Origin of the sequence: Streptomyces acidicola, from assembly GCF_009377235.1 — a bacterium.
GTDB lineage: Bacteria > Actinomycetota > Actinomycetes > Streptomycetales > Streptomycetaceae > Streptomyces > Streptomyces acidicola.
Genome location: NZ_VMNX01000194.1, coordinates 1 through 18,145, shown reverse-complemented (window position 1 = coordinate 18,145; position 18,145 = coordinate 1). Strand labels below are relative to the sequence as shown.

Annotated in this window: 14 protein-coding genes and 1 pseudogene; 10 read left to right on the top strand and 5 right to left on the bottom strand. The window is 69.5% G+C overall.

What is annotated here, in order from left to right:
- Positions 1-66 precede the first annotated feature (66 nt).
- Complete coding sequence (locus tag FPZ41_RS34770; RefSeq protein ID WP_152867567.1) at positions 67-2,043, top strand: ATP-dependent DNA helicase; 1,977 nt, start codon at positions 67-69, stop codon at positions 2,041-2,043.
- A gap of 149 nt (positions 2,044-2,192) precedes the next feature.
- On the opposite strand, the gene lexA is transcribed toward FPZ41_RS34770, so the two are convergent.
- Positions 2,193-2,969, bottom strand: a complete 777-nt coding sequence (gene lexA, locus FPZ41_RS34765; protein WP_131563388.1) for a transcriptional repressor LexA — start codon at positions 2,967-2,969, stop codon at positions 2,193-2,195.
- A gap of 520 nt (positions 2,970-3,489) precedes the next feature.
- On the opposite strand from lexA, the gene nrdR reads away from it, so the two are divergent.
- Together nrdR and FPZ41_RS34755 are read left to right on the top strand one after the other, a co-directional pair.
- Entirely contained in the window at positions 3,490-4,053 is a 564-nt protein-coding gene (nrdR, locus tag FPZ41_RS34760; protein WP_152867566.1) for a transcriptional regulator NrdR, read from the top strand.
- A 159-nt stretch (positions 4,054-4,212) separates the two neighbouring features.
- Complete coding sequence (locus FPZ41_RS34755; protein WP_152867565.1) at positions 4,213-7,107, top strand: vitamin B12-dependent ribonucleotide reductase; 2,895 nt, start codon at positions 4,213-4,215, stop codon at positions 7,105-7,107.
- A 305-nt stretch (positions 7,108-7,412) separates the two neighbouring features.
- Here the strand turns inward: FPZ41_RS34755 and FPZ41_RS34750 are convergent, their stop codons facing one another.
- Complete coding sequence (locus FPZ41_RS34750) at positions 7,413-7,946, bottom strand: TerD family protein (RefSeq protein ID WP_322621098.1); 534 nt, start codon at positions 7,944-7,946, stop codon at positions 7,413-7,415.
- A 152-nt stretch (positions 7,947-8,098) separates the two neighbouring features.
- Between FPZ41_RS34750 and FPZ41_RS34745 the strand changes: the two genes are divergently transcribed.
- The 4 genes from FPZ41_RS34745 (at position 8,099) to FPZ41_RS34730 (ending at position 12,432) form a co-directional block, all read left to right on the top strand.
- Positions 8,099-8,704, top strand: coding sequence for a YdbC family protein (locus FPZ41_RS34745; protein ID WP_322621097.1), 606 nt, complete (start codon positions 8,099-8,101; stop codon positions 8,702-8,704).
- Between the two features lie 271 nt (positions 8,705-8,975).
- Complete coding sequence (locus FPZ41_RS34740; protein ID WP_152867564.1) at positions 8,976-9,635, top strand: histidine phosphatase family protein; 660 nt, start codon at positions 8,976-8,978, stop codon at positions 9,633-9,635.
- 12 nt (positions 9,636-9,647) lie between these two features.
- Positions 9,648-10,550, top strand: a complete 903-nt coding sequence (locus FPZ41_RS34735) for an ADP-ribosylglycohydrolase family protein (RefSeq protein WP_152867563.1) — start codon at positions 9,648-9,650, stop codon at positions 10,548-10,550.
- Between the two features lie 409 nt (positions 10,551-10,959).
- Positions 10,960-12,432 carry a DUF4153 domain-containing protein gene (locus FPZ41_RS34730; protein WP_228023173.1) on the top strand — a complete coding sequence of 491 codons (1,473 nt, stop codon included), beginning with the start codon at positions 10,960-10,962 and terminating at the stop codon, positions 12,430-12,432.
- A 282-nt stretch (positions 12,433-12,714) separates the two neighbouring features.
- Here FPZ41_RS34730 and FPZ41_RS34725 read toward each other — a convergent pair whose 3' ends face one another.
- Positions 12,715-14,262 carry an MFS transporter gene (locus tag FPZ41_RS34725; protein WP_322621096.1) on the bottom strand — a complete coding sequence of 516 codons (1,548 nt, stop codon included), beginning with the start codon at positions 14,260-14,262 and terminating at the stop codon, positions 12,715-12,717.
- Positions 14,263-14,436: 174 nt separating this feature from the next.
- Here FPZ41_RS34725 and FPZ41_RS34720 point away from each other — a divergent pair, with 174 nt between their 5' ends.
- The 3 genes from FPZ41_RS34720 (at position 14,437) to FPZ41_RS34710 (ending at position 16,561) form a co-directional block, all read left to right on the top strand.
- A complete protein-coding gene (locus FPZ41_RS34720) occupies positions 14,437-15,060 on the top strand; it encodes a TetR/AcrR family transcriptional regulator (RefSeq protein WP_152867561.1) in 624 nt (207 codons plus the stop codon).
- Between the two features lie 104 nt (positions 15,061-15,164).
- Positions 15,165-15,866 carry a ribonuclease HII gene (locus tag FPZ41_RS34715; protein ID WP_152867560.1) on the top strand — a complete coding sequence of 234 codons (702 nt, stop codon included), beginning with the start codon at positions 15,165-15,167 and terminating at the stop codon, positions 15,864-15,866.
- A gap of 68 nt (positions 15,867-15,934) precedes the next feature.
- The gene (locus FPZ41_RS34710) at positions 15,935-16,561 is read left to right on the top strand and encodes a hypothetical protein (protein WP_152867559.1); all 627 of its coding nucleotides are present in this window, start codon (positions 15,935-15,937) and stop codon (positions 16,559-16,561) included.
- Positions 16,562-16,810: 249 nt separating this feature from the next.
- Here the strand turns inward: FPZ41_RS34710 and FPZ41_RS34705 are convergent, their stop codons facing one another.
- Together FPZ41_RS34705 and FPZ41_RS34700 are read right to left on the bottom strand one after the other, a co-directional pair.
- The gene (locus FPZ41_RS34705; RefSeq protein ID WP_322621095.1) at positions 16,811-17,446 is read right to left on the bottom strand and encodes a hypothetical protein; all 636 of its coding nucleotides are present in this window, start codon (positions 17,444-17,446) and stop codon (positions 16,811-16,813) included.
- Between the two features lie 219 nt (positions 17,447-17,665).
- Positions 17,666-18,145: pseudogene (locus tag FPZ41_RS34700) on the bottom strand (recombinase RecQ); the annotation flags it as partial.

The following is an 18,145-nucleotide window of genomic DNA, read 5'->3' as shown; positions in this document are numbered from 1 at the left end:
GATCACGCCCTCCACCCCCGCCTTGACCACCCGCGTGTCAGCGCCGGGTCGTAGGGTGGTCGCGCTATGACGAAGCCCTCACTCCCCGAACTCCTGCATGCTGCCGTCACCGCCGTCGGCGGTGTGGAGCGCCCCGGCCAGGTGACCATGGCCCAAGCCGTCGAGCAGGTCATCGACGACGGCTCACACCTGCTGGTCCAGGCCGGCACCGGCACCGGAAAGTCGCTGGGCTACCTGGTGCCCGCGCTAGCCCACGGGGAGCGGGTCGTCGTGGCGACGGCCACCCTGGCTCTGCAACGTCAGCTTGTGGAGCGGGATCTGCCCCGCACGGTCGAGGCGCTGCACCCCCTGCTGCGCCGCCGCCCCGAGTTCGCGATGCTCAAGGGCCGGTCGAACTACCTGTGCCTGCACCGTCTGCACGAGGGTGTGCCCCAGGACGAGGAGGAGGGCCTCTTCGACCAGTTCGAGGCGGCCGCGCCCACCAGCAAGCTGGGCCAGGACCTGATCCGGCTGCGGGACTGGTCACAGGAGACCGAGACCGGCGACCGCGACGACCTCACTCCGGGCGTCTCCGACCGGGCCTGGTCCCAGGTGTCGGTGTCCTCCCGTGAGTGCCTGGGTGCCTCCAAGTGCGCCTACGGCGCCGAGTGCTTCGCCGAGATGGCGCGCGAACGCGCCAAGCTCTCGGAGGTCGTCGTCACCAACCACGCACTGCTCGCGATCGACGCGATCGAGGGTGCTCCGGTGCTCCCGCAGCACGAGGTGCTGATCGTCGACGAAGCGCACGAGTTGGTTTCCCGCGTGACGGGCGTGGCCACGGGTGAGCTCACGCCCGGCCAGGTCAACCGGGCCGTGCGCCGCGCCGCGAAGCTCGTGAACGAGAAGGCCGCCGACCAGCTCCAGACCGCCGCCGAGGGCTTCGAGCGGCTCATGGAGCTGGCCCTGCCGGGCCGTCTGGAGGAGATCCCGGAGGATCTCGGTTACGCCTTGATGGCGCTGCGTGACGCCGCCCGTACGGTGATCTCGGCCATCGGCAGCACGCGCGACAAGTCCGTCCAGGACGAGGACGCGGTCCGTAAGCAGGCGCTGGCCTCCGTGGAGAGCGTGCACGACGTGGCGGAGCGGATCAGCAACGGCTCCGAGTGGGACGTCGTCTGGTACGAGCGCCACGACCGCTTCGGGGCCTCACTGCGCGTCGCCCCCATGTCCGTCTCGGGCCTCCTCAGGGAGAAGCTCTTCGCGGACCGCTCGGTGGTTCTCACATCGGCGACCCTGAAACTCGGCGGCGACTTCAACGGCGTGGGAGCATCACTGGGCCTGGCCCCCGAGGGCACAGAGGGTGAGGACCTGCCGCAGTGGAAGGGCGTTGACGTCGGCTCGCCGTTCGACTACCCGAAGCAGGGCATCCTGTACGTCGCCAAGCACCTGGCACGCCCCGCGCGCGACGGCGACCGCGCCGACATGCTGGACGAGCTGACCGAGCTGATCCAGGCCGCGGGCGGGCGGACGCTGGGCCTCTTCTCGTCGATGCGAGCGGCCCAGCTGGCAGCGGAGGAGTTGCGTGTCCGCATCCCCGAGTTCCCGATCCTGCTCCAGGGGGAGGAGACACTCGGCGAGCTGATCAAGAACTTCGCGGCCGACCCGAAGACCTGCCTCTTCGGCACGCTGTCCCTCTGGCAGGGCGTCGACGTCCCGGGCCCCAGCTGTCAGCTCGTCGTCATGGACAAGATTCCCTTCCCACGGCCCGACGACCCTGTGATGAGTGCCCGGCAGAAGGCCGTCGAGGACGCGGGAGGCAATGGCTTCATGGCTGTCGCCGCCACCCACGCGGCCCTGCTCATGGCTCAGGGCGCCGGCCGTCTCGTACGCGCGTCCGGGGACCGCGGTGTGGTGGCCGTACTGGACCAGCGGCTGGCCACGGCCCGCTACGGCAGCTATCTGAAGGCATCGCTGCCCGATTTCTGGTACACGACGGACCGTAACCAGGTGCGTAAGTCGCTGGCGGCCATCGACCAGGCGGCCCAGCAGACGGAAGAGGCGTAAGTCTGCAGGTGGCCCGTGATCCCGTCCCGCCGGGACGGGATCACGGGCCACCTGCAGCCGACGGAAGCGGAGCCGGACAGTGCAGGGCCCCGGAACCGGCGCAGGGGTTCCGGGGCCCGGATCAGGGGCGGCGCACCGCCGCTACGGGGTCACACCCGCCGCAGCACCGCCACCACCTTGCCCAGGATGGTCGCGTCGTCGCCGGGGATCGGCTCGTACGCCGCGTTGTGCGGGAGAAGCCAGACGTGGCCGTCCTCGCGCTTGAAGCGCTTGACCGTGGCCTCGCCGTCCAGCATGGCTGCCACGATGTCGCCGTTCTCGGCGACCGGCTGGCGGCGGACCGTCACCCAGTCTCCGTCACAGATGGCAGCCTCGATCATCGAGTCGCCGACGACCTTCAGGACGAACAGCTCACCGTCGCCGACGAGCTGCCTCGGGAGCGGGAACACGTCCTCCACCGACTCCTCGGCGAGGATCGGACCGCCGGCGGCGATCCGGCCGACGAGCGGGACGTATGACGCGGCCGGCTTGCCCGCCGTGTCCGTGGGCTGTGCCGACGCCTGGTCGGAGCCCCGTACCTCGTACGCGCGCGGGCGGTGCGGGTCGCGACGGAGGAAGCCCTTGCGCTCCAGGGCCATCAGCTGGTGCGCCACCGAGGACGTGCTGGACAGGCCGACCGCCTGGCCGATCTCCCGCATCGACGGCGGGTAGCCACGCCGCTGCACGGAGTCCCTGATGACCTCGATGACCCGGCGCTGCCGGTCCGTGAGCCCCGAGCTGTCAGCTCGGATGCCTGGAGGTCGGCCAGGCAGGGACCGCTTTGGCCCCTCATGGTTCGTGGCTTCGTTCATCGCATGCACCGGCTCGAATCGGTCCTGGGAGCGGTCCTGGGCAGTGATGGCGGCACTGTCTGCGGTGGTGGTCACGTCGGCCCCTCTCGATGGTCTCCCGTGCTGGACAACGGTAGTTGCTTTCGAAAGGTTGCGCCAAACACACGTTCGAGTGAAAAATCGCGGATTGGTCGACGCGATCAGATCTCCGGGTGTATGGCTAACGCCGCTCCTGGCGGACAAAAGCGCTCATTGCTGTACTGTTCACCGCCGGGCGATGGCCTTGTGGGCCGATGTCGCTTCGTGGTCCAGTCTGCCACCAGGTGCCCCGGCAACCGGGTACCGGCCCCTCCTGAGCGTCGCCCTCACCGTATCCCCGGTCGCCCTGTGGCGGAATGGCCCTGGGGCGCCTGCCGATACGTGTGCGACACGCGCGGCGTGGGCGGATTTACGTGCCAAGCCCTACATGTAGTGCTTGGATTGCGGTGACGGCCCAGAAGTTGTGGTCCCCCGGGTCTCCGGGCCCTCGGGTATCGCCTATGCTTGGGGCTGCTTCGCGGGGCCCGAGTGGCCTGTGAGGCTATTGAGTCTGCTGTGAAAGGGGGTTGGAAGTTCTATGCATTGCCCTTTCTGCAGGCACCCCGACAGCCGCGTCGTCGACTCTCGGACGACCGATGACGGTACGTCGATCCGCAGGCGCCGTCAGTGTCCGGACTGTTCCCGTCGTTTCACGACGGTGGAGACCTGTTCGCTGATGGTGGTCAAGCGGTCCGGCGTCACCGAGCCCTTCAGTCGAACGAAGATCATCAACGGTGTGCGCAAGGCATGCCAGGGACGGCCCGTCACCGAGGATGCGCTGGCGCAGCTGGGCCAGCGGGTCGAGGAGGCGGTGCGGGCCACGGGGAGCGCCGAGCTGACCACCCACGACGTGGGGCTGGCCATACTCGGCCCGTTGCAGGAGCTCGACCTCGTCGCCTATCTGCGATTCGCCTCGGTGTACCGGGCGTTCGATTCGCTGGAGGACTTCGAGGCGGCCATCGCGGAACTCAGGGAAGAGCAGGGGAAGCGCCCCGCCGGGGACGGCGAGGACTGCGAGGGAGCAGTCGAGGAGCGCAGGGAACCCGAATGCGGGCCCGCGGGGACCGGAGGGGTCCCCGTGCCCGCCCACGCCGCCGACTGACAGGCGGAGCGCCCGGACGGATCATCCGGACCGGACGATCGGCGGCGACCAGGACCTGTCGCGGAGGGCCGTGTGCGCGGCGCCGCGACACATGACAGAACACGTGCTACGGGAACAAAGTGGCACTTCAGGGCGTTTTCGCCCGTACAGGGAGGCGGCATGACAGAGACGGCGAGCGGTCCGGCACGGAGTTCCCGCGCCAAGGGCACCAAGGCGAGCAAGGGACTGCGTATCGAGCGCATCCACACCACCCCCGGCGTGCACCCGTACGACGAGGTCGAGTGGGCGCGCCGTGACGTCGTCATGACCAACTGGCGCGACGGCTCGGTCAACTTCGAGCAGCGCGGCGTCGAGTTCCCCGAGTTCTGGTCGGTGAACGCGGTCAACATCGTCACCAGCAAGTACTTCCGCGGTGCCGTCGGCACCCCGCAGCGCGAGGTGAGCCTGAGGCAGCTCATCGACCGCATCGTGAAGACGTACCGGAAGGCCGGTGAAGACTACAAGTACTTCGCCTCGCCCGCCGATGCCGAGATCTTCGAGCACGAGCTGGCGTACGCCCTCCTGCACCAGATCTTCAGCTTCAACAGCCCGGTCTGGTTCAACGTCGGCACGCCCCAGCCCCAGCAGGTCTCCGCGTGCTTCATCCTGGCCGTCGACGACTCCATGGAGTCGATCCTCGACTGGTACAAGGAAGAGGGCATGATCTTCAAGGGCGGCTCCGGCGCCGGCCTGAACCTCTCCCGGATCCGCTCCTCCAAGGAGCTCCTCTCCTCCGGTGGCAACGCCTCCGGTCCGGTCTCCTTCATGCGCGGTGCGGACGCCTCCGCAGGAACGATCAAGTCCGGTGGCGCCACCCGCCGCGCCGCCAAGATGGTCATCCTCGACGTCGACCACCCCGACATCGAGGACTTCATCGAGACCAAGGTGAAGGAGGAGGAGAAGATCCGCGCCCTTCGCGACGCGGGCTTCGACATGGACCTCGGCGGCGAGGACATCACCTCCGTCCAGTACCAGAACGCCAACAACTCGGTTCGCGTGAACGACGAGTTCATGAAGGCCGTCGAGTCCGGCGGGAAGTTCGGTCTGCGCGCGCGGATGACCGGCGAGGTCATCGAAGAGGTCGACGCCAAGACCCTGTTCCGCAAGATGGCCGAGGCCGCGTGGGCCTGCGCCGACCCCGGTATCCAGTACGACGACACCATCAACCACTGGCACACGTGCCCGGAGTCCGGCCGCATCAACGGCTCGAACCCGTGCAGCGAGTACATGCACCTGGACAACACGTCCTGCAACCTCGCCTCGCTGAACCTGATGAAGTTCCTGAGGGACGACAGCAAGGGCAACCAGTCCTTCGACGTCGAGCGCTTCACGAAGGTCGTCGAGCTCGTCATCACCGCGATGGACATCTCCATCTGCTTCGCGGACTTCCCGACCCAGAAGATCGGCGAGAACACCCGCGCCTTCCGCCAGCTCGGCATCGGCTACGCCAACCTCGGCGCCCTCCTCATGGCGACCGGCCACGCGTACGACTCCGACGGCGGCCGCGCCCTGGCCGGGGCCATCACCTCGCTGATGACCGGTACGTCGTACCGCCGCTCGGCCGAACTCGCCGCGGTCGTCGGCCCGTACGAGGGCTACGCCCGCAACGCCACGCCGCACCTGCGCGTCATGAAGCAGCACGCCGACGCCAACACCAAGGCCGTCCGCATGGACGACCTGGACACCCCGGTCTGGGCCGCCGCCACGGAGGCCTGGCAGGACGTGCTCCGCCTCGGCGAGAAGAACGGCTTCCGCAACTCGCAGGCGTCCGTCATCGCCCCGACCGGCACGATCGGTCTCGCGATGTCCTGCGACACCACCGGCCTGGAGCCCGACCTCGCGCTGGTCAAGTTCAAGAAGCTGGTCGGCGGCGGCTCGATGCAGATCGTCAACGGCACCGTCCCGCAGGCCCTGCGCCGCCTGGGCTACCAGGAGGAGCAGATCGAGGCGATCGTCGCCCACATCGCCGAGCACGGCAACGTGATCGACGCACCGGGCCTCAAGCCCGAGCACTACGAGGTCTTCGACTGCGCCATGGGCGAGCGCGCCATCTCCCCGATGGGCCACGTCCGCATGATGGCCGCGATCCAGCCGTGGATCTCCGGTGCCCTGTCCAAGACGGTCAACATGCCGGAGTCGGCGACCGTCGAGGAGGTCGAGGAGATCTACTTCGAGGCCTGGAAGATGGGCGTCAAGGCGCTCGCCATCTACCGCGACAACTGCAAGGTCGGCCAGCCGCTCTCCGCGAAGACCAAGGAGAAGGAGAAGGCCGAGATCACAGAGAAGGCCGAGGCGACCATCCGCGAGACGGTCGAGAAGGTCGTCGAGTACCGCCCGGTCCGCAAGCGCCTCCCGAAGGGTCGTCCCGGCATCACCACGTCCTTCACCGTCGGCGGCGCCGAGGGTTACATGACGGCCAACTCCTACCCGGACGACGGCTTGGGCGAGGTCTTCCTGAAGATGTCCAAGCAGGGTTCGACCCTCGCGGGCATGATGGACGCCTTCTCCATCGCGGTGTCCGTCGGCCTCCAGTACGGCGTGCCGCTGGAGACGTACGTCTCCAAGTTCACCAACATGCGCTTCGAGCCGGCCGGTATGACGGACGACCCGGACGTGCGGATGGCGCAGTCGATCGTCGACTACATCTTCCGTCGTCTGGCGCTCGACTTCCTGCCGTTCGAGACGCGCTCCGCGCTCGGCATCCACTCCGCCGAGGAGCGCCAGCGTCACCTGGAGACGGGTTCCTACGAGCCGACCGAGGACGAGGTCGACGTCGAGGGCCTGGCCCAGTCCGCGCCCCGCGCACAGGAGTTGAAGGCCGTCGCCACCCCCAGGGCGGGCATCGAGGCGGCCAAGCCCGCACCGCAGCAGGCCCACACCAGCGCCGAACTCGTGGAGATGCAGCTGGGCATCCAGGCGGACGCCCCGCTCTGCTTCTCCTGCGGCACGAAGATGCAGCGGGCCGGTTCCTGCTACATCTGCGAGGGCTGCGGCTCGACCAGCGGGTGCAGCTGAGCCTGGACGCCCCTGAGGCGTGAATCAGCTCGTCAGGGCGGTGGAGCCGGAAGTCCGGCTCCACCGCCCTCGGTGCGGGTGACGCCCGGCTTTTCTCCCTGTTGCATCGCGTCGCTACCTTGCGCTGCCCGTACGTGACGGCTGGTGGGACGTGGCGAGGGAGGGCCTTGCCGCTGGAGACCAGCGGCTGACGTGGTGGGCGGAGTTTGCGCCGGAGCTGGGTCTCTTCGCGCCAGTACGCACTGAAGGGCAGTAACGGCCGATGACCGTACTGCCCTTCAGTGCTGACGGGTGCCGTGAGCGGGTCAGGACTCGCTCAGGCTGCCCATGACGCGGGCGAAGGACGCCGGGTCCTCCTCGTAGCCGTGGACGCCCGGTCGGAACGACCACTCTCCCGAGTCGTCGCGCACGAACTCCGCGACGGTCGCCGCCGTGGAGTTCAGGACGCCGCCGAAGTCGTCCTCGGCCAGGACGGTGTAGCCCTCACGGATGCGCAGGGCGGAGTTGTGGACGTTGACGAAGGTCTTCCGGCCGGCCCGCTGCTGAATGGCCACGCCCACCACCACGCGCGCGTAGCGGCCGTCGAGCCGGCTGAGCTCGACGGTCATGACCTCGTCCCAGCCGAAGCCCTGACCGGTCTTGCTGTCGCGGTTGAGGGTGATGGTGCCGTCGGGGGAGCGGCTGTCGAAGTGCACCACGTAGTCGGGGTTTCCGCTCGGCTCGGCGGCCAGGTAGGTCGCCGCGACGAGGTCGAGGTCCGTGGGTGCCTGTCCCGAGGGACTGGGATCCCATTTCACCGCCACCTCGACCTTGCCGATGCCCTTGTTGAGGCCGTTCACCAGATCTCCCTCCCCGATTCCTGGGCCTGCCGCCCGAACTTCCTTACAGTCCAGGCCCGTTGTCCATCCTCCCACGCGCGCGGGGGCGCTCGCTCGGGTGCACTCCGCCGGAGCATGACCGGCGCCACGCTCCGTGGCCTTACCATGGCGCGGTGCTGGTCAAGTGGATTCGCTGCACCGTGGTGGACCGCCGCGGTTTCGAACGGGGACAGCGAAGGTGGGCGGGGCTTCTGGGGGAGCCGGGTTTCCGTGGGCAGGGTGGTGGCTGGAGCCGTGCGCGGCCCGGTGTGGCCCACATCTTCTCCTTCTGGGAGAGCCGTGCCTTCTACGACTCCTTCATGGCGCGTTCCCATGACCGGCTCGCCGCCTCACAGTCCGGAACCTTCAAGGACCCGCAGGTCAAGCTCTTCGACTACCGCTTCGATGTGAAGACCGGCTTCGAACCGCGCTTCACGGACGCCGATCTGGTGCGAGTGGCGCACTGTCGCGTCCATGAGGAGCGCGCCGAGCACTTCGCGCTGATGCAGGAGAAGGTCTGGAACCCCGCGATGGCCGGCTCTCCCGGCATGGTGCGGGGCCTCTTCGGCGAGGCGCCGGGCCACGAGTTCATGATCCTCTCCATGTGGCTGTCGGCCGCCGAGCACGGAAAGTACCGCACCGAACGCGTCGAGCGGCTCGCCCTGCGAGCCCAGATCGAGGCCGATGTCGCGGCGCTCGCGGGTGACATCGTGGACCTGGAGTCCGCCTGGACGGTTTGAGCCGGTGAGTTTGAGATTCGGACTCGGGTGCCGAGGGTGAGTCCGGAATCTGGACGCGCTCGTGAGGGGTGAGTCCGGAATGTGGATCCGGTGGTGAGGTGGGTCCAAGATCTGGACGGCATGGGTTTGAGATCCAGACGAGATCCAGATGCGTCAAAAGGGTGCCAGAAGGCGCAAAATGCGACCCTTGGTGTGCAGGACCTGTGTGACCTACACCGTAAGGAGCCCATACGGGTGCTCGATCGACCGTCACCCGATCTAGGGTTTTGGCATGGCACGACCACGGCGCATCGTCCTTGTCCGGCACGGCGAGTCAACGGGCAACGCCGACGACACCGTGTACGAACGCGAGCCCGACCATGCCCTGGGGCTCACGGAGCTCGGCTGGCGGCAGGCGGAAGAGACCGGCAAACGGCTCCGGGAGGTGTTCGGCCGGGAGCGCGTCAGCGTGTACGTCTCCCCGTACCGCCGCACCCACGAGACGTTCCGGGCCTTCCACCTCGACCCCGAGCTGGTGCGCGTCCGCGAGGAGCCGCGGCTGCGCGAGCAGGACTGGGGCAACTGGCAGGACCGAGACGACGTACAGCTCCAGAAGTCGTACCGGGACGCGTACGGACACTTCTTCTACCGCTTCGCGCAGGGCGAGTCCGGGGCCGACGTGTACGACCGGGTCGGCGGCTTCCTGGAGAGCCTGTTCCGCAGCTTCGAGGACCCCGACCACCCGCCGAACGTGCTCCTGGTGACCCACGGCCTGGCCATGCGGCTGTTCTGCATGCGGTGGTTCCACTGGTCGGTCGCCGAGTTCGAGTCGCTGTCCAATCCCGGGAACGCGGAGATGCGGATGCTCGTTCTCGGGGACGACGGCAAGTACACCCTTGACCGCCCCTTTGAACGCTGGCGTGACCCGGAGTCGTACGGAGTCACCGGTTAGAGTGGCAGGGCAATGACCGCTGACTCCTCTCCTGACGCACGCCTGAACCGCGCCCTGAGCAGCCTGCGCGGACTCTCGGTGGGGGACGCACTGGGCTCCCAGTACTTCGTACCCGCGAACTATCCGCTGCTCAAGCGCCGTGAGACACCGACCGGTCCCTGGCAGTGGACGGACGACACGGAGATGGCCTGCTCCGTCGTGGCGATCCTCGCCGCCCACCAAAGGATCGACCAGGACGAGCTGGCCCGGTCCTTCGCCGAGCACCACGACTTCGACCGCGGCTACGGGCCGGCGGTCAACCGGCTGCTGCGGCTGGTCAGGGAGGGCGGCGACTGGCGGGAGCTCGCCTCCGCGCTCTTCGACGGACAGGGCTCCTGGGGCAACGGCGCGGCCATGCGGATCGCCCCCTTGGGGGCCTGGTACGCGGACGACCCCGAGCAGGCGACCCACCAGGCGGAGATCTCGGCGTACCCCACCCATCAGCACCGCGAGGCCGTCGCTGGTGCCATGGCCGTCGCCGCTGCCGCCGCCCTCGCGGCCGACCCGGCAGGGCCGCCGAGCGCCGAAGCGTTGCTCGACGGCGTCATCGCACTCATGCCCAGAAGTGCCGTCGACGCGGGACTGCGACGCGCCCGCGACATGCTCGACTACGGGGACGCGAGCACCGTCGCCGCCGTACTCGGCTGCGGCCGGCGCACGTCGGCGCACGACACGGTGCCCTTCGCGATCTGGTCGGCCGCGAAGGCCCTCGGCGACTACAGGCAGGCGTTCTGGGCGACGGCCCAGGCGGGCGGCGATGTGGACACGACCTGCGCCATCGTCGGGGGAATCGTCGCCTCCGGTAAGGCGGGGACACCTCCCGAGGAGTGGCTGCGGCAGACGGAAGTGCTGCCGGACTGGTCTCCGGCGCGTTAGCGGCGGTCGCTGCCTCATCCCGTCGGCCGCTCATGCCACAGACAGGCTGTGCCCTGAACCCAAGTGTCACGAACACCCCAACTGTCACAGGCGTGCCACAGAAGGCTTTCACCCCGCTGTGGTGCCCGAGCCCCGGCATACCCTTGCGCAACGCCGCCTGTCGATCATGACGGTGTGCGTCGACGAGACACCGGTCACGAGCCTTCTGCCGCAGCGGCACGCTGCGTAGGTGGGCCGGCCGGGAGGGGGGTCCGTGTCCGACACATCGTCCGCGTCCGAGCCGAAGGGCGGGGGGCCCGGAGGACGCGCCTTGGCTGCCGACACACTCGAGGACCCGTCCAGGTCCCGGGCGAGCTCGCCGGAGGCGGCTCCCGTCGCAGGGCCACCGGGGGTCGGCCCGGGTACCTGGCTGGCCGACCTTCAGATCGACGAACCCGCGCCCGTCCGCACCCCGACCCTGTGGGCCACCCTGGCCACGGGCGTCCTCAGCATGCTGCTGCTCGGCGACGGAGCAGCCGTCAACCTGTTGATCGTCGCGATTCCCGCAGTGCTCGCCGTGTACTTCGCCGCCCGGCGGGCCGGCCGTCGCCCGCGCGCGTGGACGCTCGTCTGGGGAGCTCTGGGGCTGGCGCTGCTGACCGTTCCGGCGCTGCGTGACGCGGAGTGGCCGTCGTTCCTCGCCGTCGTCACCGCGGTCGCGGCGGGCTCCCTGGCACTGCACGGGGGCCGCAGCTGGCCGGCCGTCCTGCTCGGCCCGATCGGCGTGCTCAACGCGGTGGTCACCGGCCCCGCCTGGGCCTGGCAAGGGCTGCGCAGCCTGTCGGGCGGCGCCCGCGAGCGGCTGGGCCCGGTCCTGCGGGCGCTCGGCGTCGCCGCAGTGCTGGTGCTGGTGTTCGGGGCGCTGTTCGCCGGCGCGGACGCGGCCTTCGCGGACCTGCTCGGCGCCCTGGTGCCGGACACTTCGGTGGCCGACGGCCCCTGGCGTGTGCTGCTCTTCGCCCTTGGTCTCGTCGGGGCGCTCGCGGCGGCACGCACGGCTGCCGCCCCCGTTCACTGGGACCAGGTCGAAGTGCCCGAGGGACGTGCCCGTGGTCGCGTCGAGTGGGCCCTGCCGCTGATCGTGCTCATCGTGCTGTTCGCCGTGTTCAACGCCGTTCAGCTGGCCGTCCTCTTCGGCGGGTACGACGCCGTACTCCAGAAGACCGGGCAGACGTACGCCGAGTACGCGCGGCAGGGCTTCTGGCAGTTGCTCCTGGCGACGCTTCTCACGCTGCTGGTCATCGTCCTGGCCCTGCGCTGGGCGCCGCGCACTCGATCGGGTGATCGCACGCTGGTGCGCTCCGTGCTGGGAACTCTGTGCGCGCTGACCCTCGTTGTGGTGGCATCCGCTGTGCGACGGATGGACATGTACGTGGAGGCGTATGGACTGACGCGACTGAGGATCTCGGTGCTGGCCGTGGAGCTGTGGCTCGGCCTGGTCATCGTGTTCATCCTGGCGGCCGGGGTGTGGGGAGCCCGTTGGCTGCCGCGTGCCGTGGCCGCCAGTGCAGCGGCCGGGGTGCTGGTGTTCGGGCTCGTGTCGCCGGACGAGCTGATCGCCGAGCGCAACGTCCAACGGTACGAGGACACGGGCCGGTTCGACCTCGACTACGCGCGCGGGCTGTCCGCCGACGCCGTGCCGGCCCTCGACAAGCTGGCCGAGCCCCTGCGGTCCTGTGTGCTGCGGGATCTCGCGGCCGACCTCGACGAGCGGGACGCGCCCTGGTACGCGACGAGTCGGGGCGAGGCAGAGGCGCGACGCATCCTCGACAAGCGGCCGCTGTCGGTGGAGGTGGACACGGCCGAGTGCGCACGGTTCAGGGACGAGGTCATGTACCGCTGAGAGCGGTTCGGCGAGCGGCCGGCAAGGGGGGGGCAGTAAGTGGCGGTGAGCTCGCCGCGGTTTGTGGAAGTGGCGTGGGACCGGTCGGGCGGTCGTAGTACGGGTGCGACGGGCCTGGCTCTTCGCCGGCGTTCCAGTGGCCACCCGCGAACGCACCGCTGCGAGGGGGCGGACTGAGGTGCGCGGGCGGGTCTCGGGCGCCTTTCGGCGTCACGGTGCGGATGGCCGGACCGATGCCCTCGCCGTTGGTTCCCCCGGGCACGGTCCGGCCATCCGCGGTTGTCAGCCCCCTGCGGGTCCCGCCGTGCCGGACAGGGCCTCCAGGTCGCTCTTGCGGACCTTGATGACCAGCACGGCGGTGGCCAGGGCGAGTACGGCCATCGCGACGGCCGGGACGAACGCCGTCGAGATGCCCTGGGCGAGAACCTCGTGGCCCCAAGGAGCCGGCAACTGGTGGGTCTTGGCGAACTCGGCCTTCTGCTCGGCCGTGCCGTTCGCCAGGAAGCTCGGCATCTGCTTCTCCGCCTCGTCCCGGCCTGCGGTGCCGAAGACCGTGGTCAGGATGGACAGACCGAGGGAACCGCCCACCTGTTGCATGGCGTTGAGCAGGCCGGACGCCGCGCCCGCCTCGTGCTGGGCGACCCCGGAGACCGCGGTCAGGGTCAGCGTCACGAAGTTCAGACCCATGCCGAAGGCGAACAGCAGCATGGGGCCGAGCACCCCGCCCGCGTACGAGCTGTCGGGGTTGATGAACGTCTGCCAGGTGAGCCCGATCACGACGAGCGTCGAACCGGCCGCCATGAACGGCTTGGGCCCGAGGACCGGCAGGAAGCGCTGCGACAGACCGGCGCCCACGACGATCGCTCCCGTCACGGGCAGGAAGGCGAGGCCGGCTTCGATCGGTGAGTACTGCAGCACGTTCTGCACGAAGAGGACGATGAAGAAGAACATGCCGAACATCGCCGCGGCCAGACTGAGCATGATCACGTATGTGCCCGACCGGTTGCGGTCGGTGAACATCCGCAGCGGAGTGATCGGTTCCTTGGCCCGCGTCTCGATGAACCCGAAGGCCAGCAGCAGGACCACCGCCGCACCGAAGGAGCCGACGGTCAGGCTGTCGCGCCAGCCCTCCTCCGAGGCGCGGATGAAGCCGTACACCAGCGACGCCATACCGGCCGTCGACGTGAGCGCGCCCGCGATGTCGAACCGTCCCGGATGCCGCTCGGACTCGCGGATGTACATCGGCGCGAGCACGGCTATCAGGATGCCGATCGGTACGTTGACGAACAGCACCCAGCGCCAGTCGAGCCACTCCGTGAGCATTCCTCCGGCGAGGAGACCGACGGCGCCGCCGCCGGCCGAGACGGCGGCGAAGACACCGAAGGCCCGGTTCCGTTCCGGGCCTTCGGCGAACGTGGTGGTGATGAGCGCCAGTGAGGTGGGTGACGCGATCGCGCCACCGGCGCCCTGGAGAGCGCGTGCCGCCAGCAGCTGCCATGGTTCCTGGGCGAATCCGCCCAGCAGCGAGGCGAGCGTGAAGAGCAGGATGCCGGTGATGAAGACCCGGCGCCGACCCAGGATGTCACCGGCGCGGCCGCCGAGGAGCAGCAGGCCGCCGAAGGTCAGCGTGTATGCGCTGACCACCCACGTCAGGTCGGTCGTGCTGAATGCGAGCGCGTCTTGAATGTGCGGAAGCGCGATGTTCACAATCGTCGCGTCGAGTACCACCATGAGTTGGCAGGCCGCGATGACCGCGAGTGCGATGCCGGGGCGCCCCTCCCGGCGGGCGGCTCCCGGCTTCTGATCCTGAATCAACGGAGAGGTTGTCACTATGGATCCCCCACAAGTGCGTTAGTGAACGCTTGCGTTCACTGCCGCGTCAAACGGTAGTGAGTCCCCCTTAGTGAACGCAAGCGTTCACTGAAGTCGCTGCCGAAAGATCTCGCCCGACCGCTCGCTCTGCCCGGGAATCCCCCCGTCCCCCTGCTCAACGGAGATACTCAGATGGCTACTTCGCGCTGGACGGCTGCCCCCGCTCAGACACCCTCCCTTCGTCGGCGCGGTGCCGTGCTCGAGCGCGCGATCCTCGACGCCGCACTGGAGCAGCTCAGTACGGTCGGCTGGAGCGGCCTCACGATGGAAGGTGTCGCCGCGGGTGCCCAGACCGGTAAGGCCGCGGTCTACCGTCGCTGGCCGTCCAAGGAGGACCTCGTCGCGGACGCGCTCCAGGCCGGGCTGCCGCAGTTCGACGAGGCGCCCGACCTCGGCAGCGTGCGCGAGGACCTCCTGGAGCTGTGCCGGCAAGCGCGCGAGGCGATGTTCTCGCGCCCCGGGTTCGCGCTGCGCTCGGTGATTCACGAATGCGACACGGCTCAGGTCGAGCGATTCAATGGAGTGATCGTCGAGGGGGTCGTGGAGCCGACCGTCAAGCTGCTCCGCGACGTCATCAACCGCGGAATCGAGCGGGGCGAGGTGCGTCCGGACGCGGCCAACGGGTACGTCTTCGACGCCATTCCGGCCATGATGATGTACCGGTCCAAGATGTGCGCGAGCGAATGGAGCGAGCGTGACATCGAAGAGATGGTCGACCAGTTGATGGTTCCGCTGCTGCGTTCCGCAGGTGCGTGATCACGCTCCGCAGACCGCCGGATCGAGGTCTGTGCGGGCTCTGGGGTTGGCGGGGGAAACCTGGGTGTCGCGGGGGGTTCGCGGCGGCGTACGCTAAGAGCGCCATGCCGTACGAACCACCTACTCACACCGTCGAGCGCTCTCTCCGCGCCACGACTGGAGCGAAGATCATTGCCGGTGTCGACGAGGTGGGGCGCGGCGCCTGGGCCGGCCCCGTCACCGTCTGCGCGGCGGTCACGGGTCTGCGCCGACCGCCCGAGGGCCTCACCGACTCCAAGCTCCTCACGGTCAAGAAGCGCACGAAGCTCGCCGAGGAACTGCGGAAGTGGGTCACGTCGTACGCCCTCGGGCACGCCTCTCCGGAGGAGATCGACGACCTGGGCATGACTGCCGCGCTGCGTCTTGCCGCCGTACGGGCCCTGGAGGCCTTGCCGGTCCGGCCCGACGCGGTCATCCTCGATGGGAAGCACGACTACCTGGGTGCCCCCTGGCGGGTACGTACGGTGATCAAGGGCGACCAGTCGTGCGTGGCCGTTGCGGCGGCCTCGGTGATAGCCAAGGTTCAGCGCGACAAAATGATGGCCGAACTGGGTATCGACCATGCAGACTTCGGTTTTGCGGCCAACGCCGGGTATCCATCACCCGTGCACAAGGCCGCGCTGGAGGAGCGGGGCCCCACCCCGTACCACCGGCTGTCGTGGGCGTATCTTGATGCGCTGCCCCAGTGGCGGCACCTCAAGAAGGTCCGCAGCTGGGCGGACGGAAGCGTTCCGGAGATCGAGGGTCAGCTCGGCTTCGATTTCTGACGGTTTCGTTCGCACTCATGTGCCACCCGCCGACGCGAGTCGCAACGGCGTTTGATAAAAATCAGCTCATGCCTCTCATTCCCGAGGAGCCTCAGATTCACGAGAGTGCCCAGGGTCCGCGCGCCACTCCGGCCAGCGGCCGCGTCGCGCCGACCCCCCGTCCTGTACCCGGTCCCCGTCCCGCGGCTCCGGCGCGTCCAGGTCGTCCAGGGCCCACCAGGCCCATGCCGACCCAACGCGCACCGCGCGACGCTGCCGCGGCCAAGCCGGGGCCACCCGCTCCGGCCGCTGCCGCGACCCCTGCCAGCCCACAGATCCAGCTCATCCCGGCCTCGGTGGAAGGTGCCCTGGACGCCGCCGAGGAGGCCGTCGATCTGCTCATGGAGTCGGGTCGGGCCCCTGGTGAGGTGCTGGTGATCACCACCGGCGAGCCGCATCCATGGGCCGCCCATGAGCTGTCCTTCGGCGAGGCCTCCTACTGGGCCCAGCACGACGCGGGCGACGACGTGTTCTATGCGGACGCCGCCGTTGCCGAGCGGGCCGGGGCCCGTCCCGTGGTCGTCGTCGCCGTCAACGGTGGTCCCGACACGGCCGCTGCCCAGGCGGTCCCGCTGGCGCTCGCCCGTGCCGGTGCCCTGCTGATCGTCTGCGGCGACCCGCAGCACATCAACTCGGTGCTGGGCGCGGGGGTCTGAGCGGTCTCGCACCCGCGAGGGACTGACCGGACTCCCGCCCATGGGGGGCTGGTCGGTTTCGCGTGCCCGGAATCAGGCTGGGTCTCCGGGCTGTCGCCCGGGCCGGTGGGGAGTGAGGGGCCTCCGTCGGCGCCGTCGTGGAGTGCGGAGGCAATGATGCGGGGCAATGAGGGGTGCGCGGACGCCCGCGCGCCCAGCATGCCTGTCCGTGGTTCACGTGGGCCGTCGCAAGGCGGACGCCCGCCCGGTTCAGCGGGCCGCTGCCCGGCGCAGCACCTCCGACGCGACGCCTCCCGTGCGTGGCAGCGGAGGCGTTGCCTCAGCCGTGGCGAAGGGCTCCGCGGGTGAGTTCGCGTGAGGGCGCCGTCCTCCCCGGCCCTCGCCGAGAACCTGCCAGCCGTCACGCGTCAGCGTGATGTACGCCCCGCAGCGCAGCCCGTGCAGCGTGCAGGCGTCCCGCAGCCCCCACATCCATGCGCCGTCCTCCTCCGTCCAACGTGCGTCCCCGTCACGGCAGTAGAGCAGCACGGCCGTGCGCACGGGAGTGCGGCGCCGCAGATCGTGCGGGATGACCCGGCGCAGCTGCGCGAGCAGCGCGTTGCGGAACATCCAGCCGTCGGCCGGGGCCGAACGCCGGGTGAACGAGGCGCTCGCCCGCAGCCGCTCGTCCGGGTCGAGAACGGCCACGACCGCGGTGGCGGGCCGGGGCTGGTGCCGTGCGTGCAGCCCGCTGACGACGTCCCGGGGATCGCGCAGCAGCGGAATCCCCGCGGCGGCCCACTCCGCGGGTTCGAGCATGCGGGTCGGGGGATTGGCGGAAGCGGCCGACAGCTGGGCAGCCGTCGACATGTTCGCCGCCGAGGACGATGCGAATCCGAAGGTCACGGTCCTCCCTTCGGCTACGCGCCCACAGTGCGGGCGGGGTCGGACTTTGGGGAGCGCACCCCACAGCGGAGCCCTACCGGACCACGGGGAGAGCCGTGCGGGGAGCGGACTTCAATTCTTCCTGTCGAACCTGGTTGCGGCAACGAGCAATTGGGGCCACCGACCGTTTTCCGGCGATCCGTCGCCTATCTCCGCCCTGCCGGGTCGCGTGCGGTGGGGTCAGCTCTGGGCGGCGAGTACGAGCGGGAGCACTTGGCCGGCTCCGGCCCGGCGCAGCAGCCGGGCTGCCACGGCCAGTGTCCAGCCGGACTCGGTGAGGTCGTCGATGAGCAGTACGGGGCCGTCCGCGGCGCGCAGGGCCTCGCACAGGGGCGGGGGCACGGCGAGCGCTCCGTTGAGTGCGCGGAGGCGCTGGGCGCTGTTCGAGCGGGGCAGGGGCAGGCCGTCGGCGTGGTCCGTGTAGGTGAGGGAGCCCAGCAGGGGGATACGGCCGATGTCGGAGATTCTGGTGCCGAGCGACTGGATGAGCTGTGGCCGGGTGCGTGAGGGCAGGGTGACTACGGCGATGGGGCGGGGTGGTGCGTCAGGGGCGCCCGAGGCCCAGCCGCCCGGCCCTTTGGCCCAGTCGGTCAGCACGGTCACGACGGCGCCGGCCACGTCGTCGGGCACGGGCGAGTCGGGGGTGTGGGGGGAGAGCAG